16 protein-coding genes are annotated in these 13,820 nt (G+C 57.1%); 7 read left to right on the top strand and 9 right to left on the bottom strand.

Going from position 1 to position 13,820, the window contains the following annotated elements; translation table 11 throughout:
- Window positions 1-137: 137 nt before the first annotated feature.
- Complete coding sequence (locus VSX58_RS04930) at window positions 138-1,433, top strand: MFS transporter (RefSeq protein ID WP_327617108.1); 1,296 nt, start codon at window positions 138-140, stop codon at window positions 1,431-1,433.
- Window positions 1,434-1,458: 25 nt separating this feature from the next.
- The gene (locus VSX58_RS04925; protein WP_327617107.1) at window positions 1,459-2,649 is read left to right on the top strand and encodes a M20 aminoacylase family protein; all 1,191 of its coding nucleotides are present in this window, start codon (window positions 1,459-1,461) and stop codon (window positions 2,647-2,649) included.
- Between the two features lie 160 nt (window positions 2,650-2,809).
- Here VSX58_RS04925 and acuI read toward each other — a convergent pair whose 3' ends face one another.
- From acuI to VSX58_RS04910, 3 genes are all read right to left on the bottom strand, one after another.
- Entirely contained in the window at window positions 2,810-3,787 is a 978-nt protein-coding gene (acuI, locus tag VSX58_RS04920) for an acrylyl-CoA reductase (NADPH) (RefSeq protein WP_327617106.1), read from the bottom strand.
- Window positions 3,788-3,923: 136 nt separating this feature from the next.
- Window positions 3,924-4,607 (bottom strand): acrylate utilization transcriptional regulator AcuR, encoded by a 684-nt coding sequence (acuR, locus tag VSX58_RS04915; RefSeq protein WP_327617105.1) that lies wholly within the window; start codon window positions 4,605-4,607, stop codon window positions 3,924-3,926.
- Between the two features lie 214 nt (window positions 4,608-4,821).
- Window positions 4,822-5,388 carry an E3 ubiquitin--protein ligase gene (locus VSX58_RS04910; protein WP_327617104.1) on the bottom strand — a complete coding sequence of 189 codons (567 nt, stop codon included), beginning with the start codon at window positions 5,386-5,388 and terminating at the stop codon, window positions 4,822-4,824.
- Between the two features lie 319 nt (window positions 5,389-5,707).
- Here VSX58_RS04910 and VSX58_RS04905 point away from each other — a divergent pair, with 319 nt between their 5' ends.
- On the top strand, window positions 5,708-5,959 hold the full coding sequence (locus VSX58_RS04905) for a hypothetical protein (protein ID WP_327617103.1): 252 nt from the start codon (window positions 5,708-5,710) through the stop codon (window positions 5,957-5,959).
- 17 nt (window positions 5,960-5,976) lie between these two features.
- On the opposite strand, the gene VSX58_RS04900 is transcribed toward VSX58_RS04905, so the two are convergent.
- The 4 genes from VSX58_RS04900 to VSX58_RS04885 all read right to left on the bottom strand — a co-directional run bounded on the left by VSX58_RS04900 (window position 5,977) and on the right by VSX58_RS04885 (window position 9,925).
- The gene (locus VSX58_RS04900) at window positions 5,977-7,032 is read right to left on the bottom strand and encodes a bifunctional transcriptional activator/DNA repair enzyme AdaA (protein ID WP_327617102.1); all 1,056 of its coding nucleotides are present in this window, start codon (window positions 7,030-7,032) and stop codon (window positions 5,977-5,979) included.
- A 229-nt stretch (window positions 7,033-7,261) separates the two neighbouring features.
- Window positions 7,262-8,071 carry an EAL and HDOD domain-containing protein gene (locus tag VSX58_RS04895; RefSeq protein ID WP_327617530.1) on the bottom strand — a complete coding sequence of 270 codons (810 nt, stop codon included), beginning with the start codon at window positions 8,069-8,071 and terminating at the stop codon, window positions 7,262-7,264.
- Between the two features lie 773 nt (window positions 8,072-8,844).
- Entirely contained in the window at window positions 8,845-9,111 is a 267-nt protein-coding gene (locus VSX58_RS04890) for a type II toxin-antitoxin system RelE/ParE family toxin (RefSeq protein WP_327617101.1), read from the bottom strand.
- Between the two features lie 112 nt (window positions 9,112-9,223).
- The gene (locus tag VSX58_RS04885) at window positions 9,224-9,925 is read right to left on the bottom strand and encodes a Crp/Fnr family transcriptional regulator (protein WP_327617100.1); all 702 of its coding nucleotides are present in this window, start codon (window positions 9,923-9,925) and stop codon (window positions 9,224-9,226) included.
- 138 nt (window positions 9,926-10,063) lie between these two features.
- Here VSX58_RS04885 and VSX58_RS04880 point away from each other — a divergent pair, with 138 nt between their 5' ends.
- The 3 genes from VSX58_RS04880 to VSX58_RS04870 are packed head-to-tail and all read left to right on the top strand — an operon-like array spanning window position 10,064 to window position 11,541.
- A complete protein-coding gene (locus VSX58_RS04880) occupies window positions 10,064-10,405 on the top strand; it encodes a cupin domain-containing protein (RefSeq protein WP_327617099.1) in 342 nt (113 codons plus the stop codon).
- Between the two features lie 14 nt (window positions 10,406-10,419).
- Complete coding sequence (locus VSX58_RS04875; protein WP_327617098.1) at window positions 10,420-11,178, top strand: SAM-dependent methyltransferase; 759 nt, start codon at window positions 10,420-10,422, stop codon at window positions 11,176-11,178.
- Between the two features lie 12 nt (window positions 11,179-11,190).
- The gene (locus tag VSX58_RS04870; protein WP_327617097.1) at window positions 11,191-11,541 is read left to right on the top strand and encodes a DUF488 domain-containing protein; all 351 of its coding nucleotides are present in this window, start codon (window positions 11,191-11,193) and stop codon (window positions 11,539-11,541) included.
- A gap of 95 nt (window positions 11,542-11,636) precedes the next feature.
- Here VSX58_RS04870 and VSX58_RS04865 read toward each other — a convergent pair whose 3' ends face one another.
- The gene (locus tag VSX58_RS04865) at window positions 11,637-12,224 is read right to left on the bottom strand and encodes a sugar O-acetyltransferase (RefSeq protein WP_407654856.1); all 588 of its coding nucleotides are present in this window, start codon (window positions 12,222-12,224) and stop codon (window positions 11,637-11,639) included.
- Between the two features lie 200 nt (window positions 12,225-12,424).
- Here VSX58_RS04865 and VSX58_RS04860 point away from each other — a divergent pair, with 200 nt between their 5' ends.
- On the top strand, window positions 12,425-12,976 hold the full coding sequence (locus VSX58_RS04860; protein ID WP_327617095.1) for a TetR/AcrR family transcriptional regulator: 552 nt from the start codon (window positions 12,425-12,427) through the stop codon (window positions 12,974-12,976).
- Between the two features lie 153 nt (window positions 12,977-13,129).
- Here the strand turns inward: VSX58_RS04860 and VSX58_RS04855 are convergent, their stop codons facing one another.
- On the bottom strand, window positions 13,130-13,759 hold the full coding sequence (locus tag VSX58_RS04855) for a TetR/AcrR family transcriptional regulator (RefSeq protein WP_327617094.1): 630 nt from the start codon (window positions 13,757-13,759) through the stop codon (window positions 13,130-13,132).
- Between the last annotated feature and the right edge of the window lie 61 nt (window positions 13,760-13,820).

Below are 13,820 nucleotides of genomic sequence, written 5' to 3'. Positions count from 1 at the left end.
AACAGCTTATCGTTTTGAGCGCCGCTTGCGGCGGCCGCCCGGCGGGCGAGGCGATAGATGGCCGAGTGATCCGGTCGGCGCGTCCTGCGGCTTGAAGAGTAAAGGGAATAGTCAGGGGGAGTGGAATGGAAAGAAGCATGGCGGCAGTTTCCGCCGAGGGCGAAGCGGAAGCTCACGCGCCCGGCAAGACGACGAGCATCGGCGCGATCACCTTAGGGAACGCGCTCGAATTTTATGATTTTACTATTTACAGCATTTTCGCCGCGGTGATCGCCCGGCAGTTTTTTCCGGCGGAGACGCCGCTTGGCAGTCTGCTGCTTTCGGTGGCGGTTTTTGGCGTCGGTTTTCTGACGCGTCCGCTGGGAGGGATCCTGATTGGCGCCTATGCCGATCGGAAGGGACGGAAAGCGGCGATGACCCTGACTATCTCGCTGATGGCGTTGAGTTCGGCCCTGCTCGCCGTTATTCCGCCCTATGCGTCGATCGGCATCGCCGCTCCTTGTCTGGTGGTGCTGGCCCGTCTTATTCAGGGCTTTTCCGCCGGCGGCGAAATGGGGCCGGCCACCACCTACCTGCTGGAGCGCGCGCCCGCCGGCAAACGCGGGCTGTATACCAGCTGGCAGTCGGCCAGCCAGGGGCTGGCTTTCCTGATTGCCGGCCTTATGGGTTTTCTTATGACGCAGATCTTGCCTAAAGAGAGCCTGGAATCATGGGGATGGCGGCTGCCGTTTCTGCTCGGGGTGCTGATTGCGCCGGTCGGCATCTATATCCGTAATCGTCTGCCCGAGACGTTGAACCATGCGCGGACGCACCGTTCGACCGGGGCCGTGCTTGCCGATTTGTTCGCCGGTCACGGCCGCACCGTGGTGCTTGCCGGCCTCGCCATCGCCGGCGGCGCCGTCACCATGTATATATCGAGCTACATGACGACCTACGCCATGACGACGCTTAAGCTGCCGATGGGCGTTGCGATGCTGGCGACCTTTGTCACCGGCGCGACCATGGCGGTGATGAGTCTGGTCGGCGGCTGGCTGTCCGACCGCTTCGGCCGCAAGGTGGTGATGATCGTTCCGCGCGTGCTGCTGGTTCTGTCGGCGTACCCGGCTTTTCTGCTGATCACCCATCACCAAACGGGAACCATGCTGCTGCTGATGGTCGCGCTGCTGGTGACGCTGCACTCCATCAACGCCGGCGTGATGCTGGGCATGATCCCCGAATCCTTCCCGAGCCACGTGCGCAGTATCGGCCTGTCGTTTTCCTATGCCGTGGCCGTCACCCTTTTCGGCGGGACGGCGCAGTTCGTCGTCACTTGGCTGATCGGCATTACCGGCAATCCGATGACGCCGGCCTGGTATCTGGTCATCGCCAACGCGGTCGCCGTCGTCGCTATGCTGATGATGCGTGAAACGCGGCACGTCGCGCTAAATGATTAACCGAGAGTTATGGATACGGTAACTAATGAACAACACGCTATTTGATGAAATCCGCGGATATCTTCCTGAACTGATCGCCATTCGACAGGATATTCACCAGCACCCCGAGGCGGCGTTCGAGGAGGAGCGAACGTCCGAGATCGTCGCCAGAACGCTTGAAAGCTGGGGAATTGAGGTCGCGCGCGGGCTAGCCGGCACCGGCCTGGTCGGCACCATCGTCGGCAACCGGCCGGGAACGCGCCGTATCGGGCTGCGGGCGGATATGGACGCGCTTAATATGGAAGAGACCACCGGCCTGCCTTACTCCTCCGCGTACCCGGGAAAAATGCACGCCTGCGGCCACGACGGCCACACGGCGATGCTGCTGGGCGCAGCGCGCTATCTTGCCGCCAACCCCGACTTCGCCGGCACGGTGCACCTTATCTTCCAACCGGCGGAAGAAGAGGGCGGCGGCGGGCGCGTGATGATCGAAGAGGGGCTGTTCGACCGTTTCCCTTGCGATGCCGTCTACGGCTTACATAACGAACCGGGGCTGCCGGCCGGGCGGTTCGGCATCCGTCCCGGGGCGATGCTGGCCAGCGTCGATACCTGGACCGTCAGCTTTAAGGGCACCGGCGGACACGGCGCGGTGCCTCATCGCGCCGTGGATCCCAGCATGCCGCTGGCGCACTTCCTGCTGGGGCTGCAAACCATTATCGGCCGCAACGTTCCGGCGCGCGAAACCGCGGTGATCAGCGCCGGTTATATCTCGGCGGGGCATGCGCGTTCCGCGAATGTCATTCCCAGCGAGATCGTGGTGCGCGGCACCGCGCGTACCTACGAGGCGTCGGTTCGGGATACGCTGGAACGGCGGCTTTCCGAACTGGCGCTCAGCCTGGCCGCCGCCCATCAATGCCGCGCGGAGGTGTGCTATCAACGGGGATACCCCGCCCTGGTCAACGCCAAACGGCAAACGGAGATTGCCGCCGCCGCCGCGGCCCATACGGCGGGCGCGGAGAACGTGGATGCGGATTACCCGCCGATTACCGCCGGCGAGGATTTCGCCTATATGCTGAAGGCCAAACCGGGCGCCTTTATGCTGATTGGCAACGGCGTCGGGCCGGACGGCTCCTACCATCACGTCCACACGCCGCTGTTTGATTTCAATGACGAGATTCTGCCGTTCGGCATCGGCTATTGGATCAATATCGTAAGGCTGGAGCTGGGAGCGGAATAAGCGGGGTTCCGTATCTTCCCTTGCGGAGACTGTCTTTTCGTTGCGTTTTCAGGCGGACTCGGAGACAGTTTTGCTCGCTGTGATGCCGCCGTTTTCACGCCGCCTTGCAGCACGCGCCCGACGCCGGGCGCTCAAGTTTGCTAAGGGGAGGCGCGGACCCTTAGCCGCCGACTTTTACCAGCGTCCGCCCCTGTATTTTATTGCGCAGAAAATCCGCGGCGTTGCCGGGCGCTTCTTCGAGTTCGATTTCCGTGGCGGCCTGCCGGTAGAAGCTCTGCGGCAGAATTTCCGTGAGGCGCTTCCATACCTCGGTCCGGCGCGGGGTAGGGACGGAGACGGAATCCACGCCCTGCAGCCGGACGTTGCGCAGGATGAAAGGCATGACCGTGGTCGGCAGATTGAAGCCGCCCGCCAGGCCGCAGGCGGCGACGCAGCCGCCGTAGTTGGTCTGCGCCAGCGCTTTCGCCAGCACGGCATCGCCCACCGTATCCACCGCTCCCGCCCAAAGCTGTTTTTCCAGCGGCCGGGATTGCGCGAAATCGGCGCGGGGCAGAATTTCGTCGGCGCCGAGTCGACGCAGATAGTCATGCGTCTCTTCGCGGCCGGTTACCGCCGCCACGCTATAGCCCAGCGCGTGCAGCAGGGCGACGGCCGTGCTGCCCACGCCGCCGCTGGCGCCGGTGACCAGGATCTTGCCGCTTTGCGGCGTTATGCCCGCTTCCTCCAGCGCCATGACGCATAGCATGGCGGTAAAACCGGCGGTGCCGACGATCATGGCTTTACGGCTATCCAGCCCTTCGGGCAAGGCCACCAGCCAGTCGCCCTTCACGCACGCCTGTTGCGCCAATCCGCCCCAGTGGGTTTCCCCCACGCCCCATCCGGTCAAAATCACCGACTGGCCGGCAACGAAGCGAGGATCGTTGCTACGGTTGACCCGGCCGGAAAAATCAATGCCCGGAACCATCGGGAACTGGCGAACAATTTTCCCTTTGCCGGCGATCGCCAATGCATCCTTGTAATTAAGGCTGGACCAAGCGACGTCTACGAGCACGTCGCCATCCGCCATCGAAGGCAGCGTGATATCTTTCACTTCAGCCAGGGTGTTGCCGTCTTGCTGTTCGAGTACCAGAGCTTTCATTAATAGCGCCTTTATGGGTTGAAGCGTTCTCTCCCGGCTTGATATGCCGCTTTCCGGCAGGGAAGGAGAACGGTTTAATGGATTAAACACCGCGTACTGACAGGCGTACCGGTGGGGATTTTTTAGCTACTGTCGCCTATTGGAAAATGCGCTTTTCATTTTCCCGATCGCAGGTGTTTTTGTTATCAATGCTTTGCAGAAAGAAAAACCAGAACTGATCCAGCGGTTCCGCCGAGCGGAATAGCTTCGCGCGCATGACGGCGCCCTCCCAGCCGGACCAGAAGATCCGGGCGAGAAACCGCGGGGAGGCCGCCGCGGCGATCTGCCCGGCCCGCTGCGCTTCTTCCAGACATTGCGCCACGCGCTTTTCCCAATCTTCCAGAATCGCTTTGAGCATGTCGGGGAAATCTTCGGGAAGCAGCGGAGATTCCTGCAGCAGATTGCCGACCAGGCAGCCGCGCGTGAAATCATACTTCGCCATGGCCAAGCCGGAGTGGGTGACGAATTCCTGCATACGCTGCAAGGGCGACGACTGGGTATTCAGCAGGAACTTATCCAGCCGATGGGCGAAAAATGAGCCGTAGGCCGTTATCACCGCGCCGCCGAACTCTTTTTTGCTTTTGAAATAATGGTAAAAAGAGCCTTTCGGCACCGAAATATTTTTGATTATCGCTTCGATGCCGGCGGACAGATAGCCGGTCTCGGTAATCACTTCCAGACCGGAGCGAATCAGCTCTTCGCGCGTATCGGTAAAGTCGCGGTCCGCTTTAGGCGGCCGTCCCCGGCGCGGTTTAGCCGTGGAGTAAGATTCAGTATCCATAATTTAGACCGATTGGTTTTTAATCGCAAGGATACTACGCCAAATCGCCGGCGCAGGCAAGCGCGCGGCATCGAACGTTCAGGGAGGGGCGGGTCCCCGCCAGCCGATCGCGGGGACGACGGATTTAGGGGGGGACCGCAGAGACTGCGTTAATCAGGCTCTGGCGAGGCCACGTGTGGCTCGCCCGATCATAGATCCGGCGAAGCCAAATCCATCAGGGGTTGGCGCGCGCGGCGGAGGCCGGCTCCGTTTCCGTTGTCGGAGTCGCTTCGCTTACCGGCGCCGGCTGAGCGTCCTGGGTCGCCGTTTGCTGGCCGGTATCTTTATTTACGTTGTCTTTATTTATGCTGTCTTTGATCGCCTGGGTCTGTTTTTGCGCTTCGGCGGAGAGATTTTGCGCGCCGCTGATGGCGCTATCCTTGATATCTTTCGCCTGCTCGACAATCTGGTCGCTCTGCTGCTTGGCCTGCTCTTTAATGTCGCCGGCCTTGGCTTTCGCCTCTTCGGTAATCTCCTTGGCGCGCCGGTCGGCATCGTTTTTAATCGCCGCGGATTCCGATTTCAGCTGTTCGATTTGCGTAGACGCTTGTTTTTTCAACTCATCGGCTTTCTGCCTGGCGGCGTCGGTGAGCTGTTCGGCCTTGCCGTCGGCCGCCTCTTTGATCTGCTGCGCGTTATCCTTCGCTTTATCCAGTTGCGCATCCACTTTGGAAGAGTCGTCGCAGCCGGCGAGCGCTAATCCGATCAGCGAAGCCAGCAAAACTTTATTCCATACTTTCATAATTCATGTTCCTGATGATGGGTGAGATGTTAGAAATATGTAATGTAATCATTACATTATACAGAAAAATGATAGTACAGATTTCAATATTTGCCACCGCGGGCATGATAAACGCCGCCCAACCGCGTTTCGTCGCGCGCCTCAGATACGACACGGCGCACTGACTAACGCGGGGCGGCGGATTATATGCTGAACCGCGGGCGTCAGGGGCGGATGCGGTAGACGACGCCGCTTCCCCAGGCTCCGACCAGCAGTTCGTTGTCGAGCCCCCGGCCGAGAGCCACCGCGCTTCCGGCGAGGTCGTCGGCGATGACGGCGGATGTGCCGTCAAAGGCGACGCGCCGTTATCAACGGCAAAAACCGCGTCGGGGCCGTCGGCAAGGATCCCGACGCCCGGCCGATTAAAGCTGTCGCCTATTTCCTGCTTTTCGCCATTGCGCAGAATGCGCGTGATGCGTCCGCCGTATTGAGAAACGACGATACTGCCGTCATCCATTTCCGCTACGCCGACGGGCAGCGCCCCCTGGATATGAACGCCGAGCTGCGCCGTTGTATTGCTCTGCGCGGTTAACGCGGCGATAACGGTCGTCAGAGCGGCCGGCCCAGTTTCTGCTCATGCTCAAGCAGCCATTTTTTTCGCGCAATGCCGCCGCCGTATCCGGTCAAAGAGCCGTCTTTACCGATAATGCGGTGGCAGGGAACGACTATCGCGACCCGGTTGGCGCCATTGGCTCCGGCCACGGCGCGTACCGCGCTCGGTTTGCCGATACGCTCGGCGATAGCCTGATAATGCGCCGTACGGCCGTACGCAACGGCTTGCAGCTCATGCCAGACGCGGCGTTGAAAATCGCTGCCCGGCGTGTCCAGCGCGATGGCGAAGTCGCGGCGCCGACCCGCGAAATACTCGCCGATTTCCGTTTCAGCCTGGCGCGTATGCCGATTTTCACCCGCGATGATCCGGGCTTTTAATAACCGCTGCAGATCCCTGAACTCAGTTTCAAGCATGCGGCGATCGACAAACTCCAGCAGGCATACTCCCGTTTCCGTCGCGCATACGAACATCGGCCCCAGCGGCGTAGTAAATCGGTGTATCAGGATCACGCGCGACATTTCGCTTGGCGCGTTGCCCGTCAATTTCTTACAGATGTAGCCGAAACCGCTAAGTGAGTCGTAGCCGCTGTCAAACGCGACATCGATCGTCCGCCGTCCGCCCTTGAGCTCCTGTAAAGCGGTATTCACTCTCAACATGCGCTGAAAGGCCTGAAAAGTCATGCCGTAGTGGTTGGAAAACCAGCGGCGCAGCTGTTCGGGACTGATATTTTTTTCCCTTAGCTGCCAGTCCGCCAGCCGCGTTTTGGGATTCTGCCGCACCAGGCTCATCGCCAGTTCAACGAACTCCGGCGCCGTACAGGCATTCTCCGTGGGACTGCATATTTTACAGGGGCGAAACCCCGCATCCATCGCGGATTTAAAATCCGTATGGAATTCAACGTTTTCTCGTTTGGGTTTACGCGCCCGGCAGGTTGAGATGCAAAACACGCCGGTTGTCTTTACGCCGGCAAAGAAAACGCCGACGTGTTCAGACGATCTCGCTAACAACGCGCGATAAAACCCGTCGCATTTGGCGCTATCCGTTATTCTCATGGGGAAAATGTCACCTTAAATGATGGTTCGCCGAGTAGGGAGTGTAGAAACTCAGTCTTGAAAGAGACAACCGAAAATCAGACGAGTATTTTTTTACGCGCATCGAGGGCGCGTCATGACGATAAAAACCTATTACGGCGTGATCGTTCGTTCCGGCCGGCAACGGCGGCGCGGAGCCGGGTCGACGCTATTCTCCCAGTATGAAATTTGCACCGACGGCGTCTTAGCGCTATAGCTGAAATTCATCCGTCCATTTGATGGCGTCGCCCATGGTTTTGATAACGAATTTTTCCGAGACGCCCAGATGGGCGATAACCTTGTTGGCCTCTTCCCAGCGCTGCTGTTCGTATTGCTGCGCAAGATTTAAGTACGGATAGAGCGCGCCTTCATGGCGCAGCAGTGTCTCTATTACGGTTTCGGATATCGTGACCTGCTTAAACAGCTCCTCCAGAGGAATATCGAGAATAACGTCAAGCAAAGAGAAGAGTCCGCAAAGAAAGGCGTCCTGAGAATGCAGGTTAAAGTTAAAGTGTTCGGCGATCAGTTCGCAGAATCGTCCCCTGACCAAGCTGGTATGATACAGCTCCGGCGTTTTTATCTTATCCTTGCTCGCCAGGCAGGCAACGGAAACAAAGCGGCGCAGTTCGTTCTTGCCGAGGTAGATGGCGATCTCTTTGAGGGATATCCGATTCACGTTGTGATATCCGCCCGCTTTATATAAAAAGTTTTTCGCATAGCGCATGATTTTGTAAGAAAGAGACAGGTCCCGCTTAATTATCGTCTCTATTTTATCAAAATCGGGCTCTTCCAAACTCGCTTCAAGTATCAACTGAAAGGCGGAAAATTCATTTGGCGAGAGTCGGCGGTTTTTTATGAGTTCTGGCTTGCTGTAAAAATATCCCTGAAAAAGCTCGAATCCCCGCCTTTTATATTTTTCAAATTCAACGTAGGTTTCAATCTTCTCTGCAAGAAAGGTCACGTGCTGGAGTCTTTGTTTGCGGGAATTAATATAGTCGTCTATTTCGCTAAACGCGCTCATTCTGACGTCGAACTTTATCAGATTAATATAGGGAATAAATCTGTCCCACCTGGCGCTTAAAGAAAAATCATCAAGCGCAATGCGGAATCCGTCATAATGCAATCGCTGTATGGAGGTTAGCAAACGATCGTCAGGTTCGGCATTTTCCAGTATTTCAATCACGACATCCTCTCGGGGAAGCGCATCCGCCAGCCCCTGGATTATCATTTGGTAAGGGAAGTTAATGAATGAAGCGTAGCCGCCAACGAGCCGGGTGTGCGGGGTACAGAGAAATTGGTCGGAAATCATCTGCGTTGTGGCGTATTCATCTGAAACGCAGGGAAAGGTATTGTTAAGTCCGTTTCTGAAGAGCAATTCATACGCGACGGTATTTAAATTTCGGTCAAAAATAGGCTGTCGCGCGACGAATGAATATATCATAAAAAATCCTTGAAATAATCTATACCCTCATACTGCATACTGCAGGTGCGTTGGCTTTGTTACCGGTTCTCATTCTTTCGGCGCCGGCGCTGTGCAAAAACGCTTTCGACGTTTTTATCCCGCCGCTCGGGTTGCTTAGGAGATAATCATGCGGGCCAGATACGCCCCTCTTGATATCGATAATCTCTCTGTGACTGTTATCGACCGCGACCATAAATCTCTTTACGCCATTCGGCCGCGAATTTTTCGATCTTCACGTCGGCGGCATCGGCGCGGGTTTTCGCCGCGTCCAGAACGGCGGCCGCGCCAACGGGGCGAGTAATATCTGACTTTGTCAACAGTCTGAAATACCGTTATTTTTCTCTGGGCCAAAGTTGAGAAGTATGGATCAGGGTTAAAACCCAAACCTCGTTTAACTGAATTTCATAAACCATCCGATAGTGTTCATGAGGAAAAACTTCACGTGTCTCAGCAACTAAGCCTTCTCGTCCCCTATAGGGAAAATCAGCAAGGCGTTCGACTGTGGCTTCAAATAACTGATCCATTTTCACCGCGGCATCAGGATTCTGCTTGACAAGATATTCCCATATCTGTGCGGCGATAACCGCATGATTCGACAATGGTTAGTGCGCACGAAACCTTCGCCGCACTGACAGAAATTCTTCCCCCAATTTGTGGGGGATCTATTCTTATCATCGTTCAATAAGGGTGATAGGTTTGTCGACCCTCTTTTTAAAACTGGCGTCGCGCCGCCCGCGACAAGGTTTGCAAAAAATCCAGGTTCTCAATGTGCAGACGGTTGCCGACGCCGGAAATCACCTGTTCTTCGCGCCAGCGGGATAACAGCCGGCTCAGCGTTTCGCTGCGAATTCCCAGCGTGGCGGCCAGCTGCGACCGGCTGATCGGCAGCAGCAGTTGGAGCCGCTCGCCGTTGTCGCTGAGGTCGATCAGCCACGCCGCCAAACGCTCCGCCGCCGAACTGGAGGTGATCCAATCCACCTGATTGATGGTGCCGTAGAGCTGGTTGCAGAAATGGCTGAGAAAGCGCAGCGTCAGCTCAGGATGACGCAGGCATAGTTCATGGAGCAGCGTGCGCGGAATGCTTAGCGCGCTGCCGTCGCTATGGGCGCGCGCGTTCATCGGGAAGCGGCCGTGATCCATAAACACCGCCGCCAGCGCCACCAGTTGACCGGTGCCCAGCACGTTAAACACTTTCTCCTCGCCCTGCCAGGTATTGCGGTAGATCTCCAGGCTGCCCTGTTCCAGCAGAAAACAGTGGCTCATCGCATCCCCTTCGTGAAACAGCATCTCTCCCTGACGAAAAACGGTCCGCTGGCAAAGTTCGGCGATCTGCCGCTGCGCGGGTTCGTCCAGTTGGCTGAGCCAGCGCTGCTGGCGGATCGTATCAATCACGGCCGTTTTGACATTTGTCATTTGCTCCGCCCTCGCGGTGTTCTAATGTGGTGACGACAGGAAATAACAATCATTCTCATCTATTGGCGGCAAGATTAAAAGGCGTTCATCCCGCGCCGCCGGCACGATATGTATAACCTATTAATGGAGATAGCCATTATGACCAAATCCTTGCTTCCGGCCGCGACCGCTCTGCCTATTCACAATCTTATCACGCCGACCGAACAAGGGATCGCCAGCCGCGTGCTGGCGAAAACCCAGGGCGGCAACGTCACGCTATTCGCCTTCGATTGCGATCAGGAATTGAGCGAACATTCGGCGCCGTTCGACGCGCTGGTATGGGTGTTGGAAGGGCGCATCGGTTTCACCGTCGGCGGAGAGCCGGTGGAGGGCGGCCCCGAGACGCTGGTGCGCCTGCCGGCCAACGTGCCGCACGCGCTGAAGGCGCTGGAATCCTCGCGCATGCTGCTGGTGATGCTGCTCGAACCGGACGCGCGGTAAACGGAGGGGTCGCCATGACAGGAAAAGAAGCCGGCCATAAATTTCTGGCGCGTTTGGGAAAAACCCGACTGCGCCCCGGAGGCCGCCGGGCGACCGAGTGGCTGTTGGATCACGCCGCGCTCGGCGCCGACAGCGAGGTGCTGGAAGTCGCGTGCAATATGGGCACCACCGCCATCGCGGTGGCGCAGCGCTACGGCTGTCATATCACCGGCGTGGACATGGACGCCGAGGCGCTGGCGCGCGCGCGGCAAAACGTGGCGGCGCGCGGTTTGCAGTCGCGGGTGACGATCGCCCAGGCGGACGCGCTGCATTTGCCCTATCCGGACGCCAGCTTCGACGTGGTGATCAACGAAGCGATGCTGACCATGTACGCCGATAAGGCGAAGTCGCGGCTGGTGGCGGAGTATTTCCGCGTGCTTAAGCCCGGCGGGCGGCTTTTAACCCACGACATCATGTTCCCGCGCGCGCAGGGCGTCGAGGAGGTGCTGGCGCAGATGCGCAGGGCGATCAACGTCAATGCGCAGCCGATGACGTTGGCGGGCTGGCGCGCGCTGATGGAGGACGGCGGCTTCGCGCGGGTGGAGACGCTCAACGGCGCGATGACGCTGCTGTCGCCGCGCGGCCTGCTGTACGACGAAGGCGTCGGCGGCACGCTGAAAATCCTGAGCCGGGCGCTGCGGGCGGAAAACCGTTCCATGTTCTGGAGGATGTTCCGCACTTTCCGGCGCAATAGCGATCGACTAAACTTTATTGCCATCTGTAGCGAAAAATAAAACGGCAAAGGCATGCTTAACTGCAAACGGGTGTATGAAGCGGCACAGGCTGAGGACGGCTACCGCGTGCTGGTGGATCGGCTTTGGCCGCGCGGGATGGCGAAGGCGTCGCTGGCGATGGATGAGTGGAATAAAACGCTGGCGCCCAGCGCGGAATTGCGCCGGCGGTTTCATCACGGCGAGCTCGATTTCGCGGCGTTCTCCGCGCGCTATCGAGAGGAGCTGGCCGCCCAGCCTGAAGCGTGGCGGCCGCTGCTGGCGCGAGCGCGCCGGCAGCGGATCACTCTGCTGTACGCCGCGCGCGACGTACAGCACAACCATGCGCAGGTATTGGCGGCGTTTTTGCGGGGGCAGGCGGCGTAGCGCGCATTACCGGCGCCGTCCCCGCGCGGTCGGCGCGCTCATTCGCGCCAGACAGCCATCTCTAAAGCGTTTTAATCCGGCTTCGCGGAAGCCATTTAGCTGAAATTTTGGCGTTCGCTTTCCCTGTCGCTGATTTCCCGCAGCACTCTGCAGGGATTGCCGACGGCGATAACGTTGGCGGGAATATCTTTTGTAACGACACTTCCCGCGCCAATCATCGCGCCATCCCCGATGGAGACGCCGGGCAGAATAACCGCGCTTGCGCCGATCCATACGTTATTTCCGATGACGATCGGAAGCGCGTATTCCAGACCTTGATTTCTGCGCCCGACGTCGAGCGGGTGTCCTGCCGTATGTATGCCGACGTTCGGCGCGATGAAGACATTATTTCCTATAGTGACGCGCGCCCCGTCCAGAATGACGAGGTTGTGATTTGCATAGAAATGATCGCCAATAAACGTATTAGTGCCGTAGTCGCAATAAAAAGGGGGCTCAACGGCGATGCTGCGTCCACATTTGCCGAGGAGTTCCCCGAGTAGGGAAAACCGTTCGCCTTCACTCTCCGGCATCGTCTGGTTGTATTTGAAACATAAACTCTTTGCCTTTCTTCTTAGGTGAATCAGGGCGTCGTCATTGTTGGCGTCATATAAAAAACCATCGATTACGCCGGTCAACTCGTTCATTTCCCGCATTTTTACTCCATTAACGCTGATTAGCGCGGATTCGGTTCGCGCCATGTTTTTGAAACGGCATGTCGTCTTAAAACCGTACATAGGTACGGTTTTAAGCGTAAGGGCAGCTTAGCGGCGCGTCAATGAATTAATATTTTTGTACGGTTTCGACGGCTGTGGTATCGTCGCAGGGATTTTAAAGGGGGAGACGCATGACAAACGAGCGCCGCAGGACCTGGCAGCAGGATCCGCACCGTAAACGGCATATCCTTCAGGCTACGTTGGATTCTATTGCGCTAAACGGCGTCAGCGGCACAACCTACAGAAAAATAGCTGAAATTTCGGGTATTCCTCTGGGGTCGCTGACTTACCACTTCGCCAATATGCAGGAACTATTGCTGGAGGCGTTCAGAAGCCTGGCGCAGGACGTCTCGGCAAACTTTACGGAAACCATTCGCAAGGCGGATACCAAGGAAGAGGCGTGTCGCGCCATCGTGGAAATCGTGTTCGCAACGACGACCTCCGGCGACAGAACCAGCCAGCTGAGTTACGAGCTTTACAGTTTCGCATGTCGAACGCCGGTGATGAAATCGGTTATGGAAGGATGGATGAGAAGCAGCCGAAGAGCCCTTGAGCCGCACTTTTCTCCGCTGGCCGCCGTGGCCCTGGATGCCCTGATTGAAGGCGTGATTCTTCATCGCTCGGTCATCCCGGTATCGCGCGAGGATGTTCATAAGATGGTTGTGCAACTGGCGAATTTATAAATCTCACGCGCCGGGGCGTGAATAAAAAAGCCGCGGCGAAGCGGCTTCTCCATTCCCATACGGACTGGAGGACTATCGCCGTCTTTACATAAGCCCGCGAAGCCGAGGGCCTTATCTGCGCCGCCGCCGAATTTTGTTAAAAAAATCTATCGCTTATTCATATTTAGCGAAAAAGAGATCGATAACCTCATTGATCATCGCGATAAGCATCTCCTTATCGCTCGTTTCATCGTGTGATTTGATGGCGGTATGGTGCGACAAGCCGCTAAAGATAGAGGCGATGATATTCATACTCGTGCGTATCTGACGGATCTCCTTTTCACCGCTTTTCCCGGTTTTTTTGAGCACTTGTTCATGCATAAGCGCGCTAATGGTGTTATGGGATGACTGAAGCACTTTAGATACATTCGGGTTGCGCAGCGCTTCGGCCGCAATTTCCAGCCATAGCCCGATAAACTTCGGCGACGTATGAAGCTCAACCATGCGTGCGGTTTGCCTTTTTAGCGTCACGGCGAGTTTTTCATCCGCCGGGGATGCCGCCAAATCGTTGATGAGTTCAAACATGGTGCTTTCCTGTTGCGCTACCAGGGCTTCCACGATGGCCTCTTTGTTGGCGAAATGATAATAGATATGTCCGGGGCTCATGCCGGCTTCTTTCGATATTTTGGCGATGCTGCATCCGTGAAATCCCATATCACGAAAGCACTTAGCTGCTGCATCAAGCACTTGTTTTCTTCGCTCTTTGCTTTTCGCTCCGACTTCTTCGTTTTGCATCTCGCTCATTTGCTACCTCTTCAATATCCCTTGCAAGTTCTATTTTAGTATGAATATACTAGAATGAACA

The organism is Brenneria populi (assembly GCF_036016195.1).
Taxonomy (GTDB): domain Bacteria; phylum Pseudomonadota; class Gammaproteobacteria; order Enterobacterales; family Enterobacteriaceae; genus Brenneria; species Brenneria populi.
This window is presented reverse-complemented; position numbering and strand designations above follow the sequence as displayed.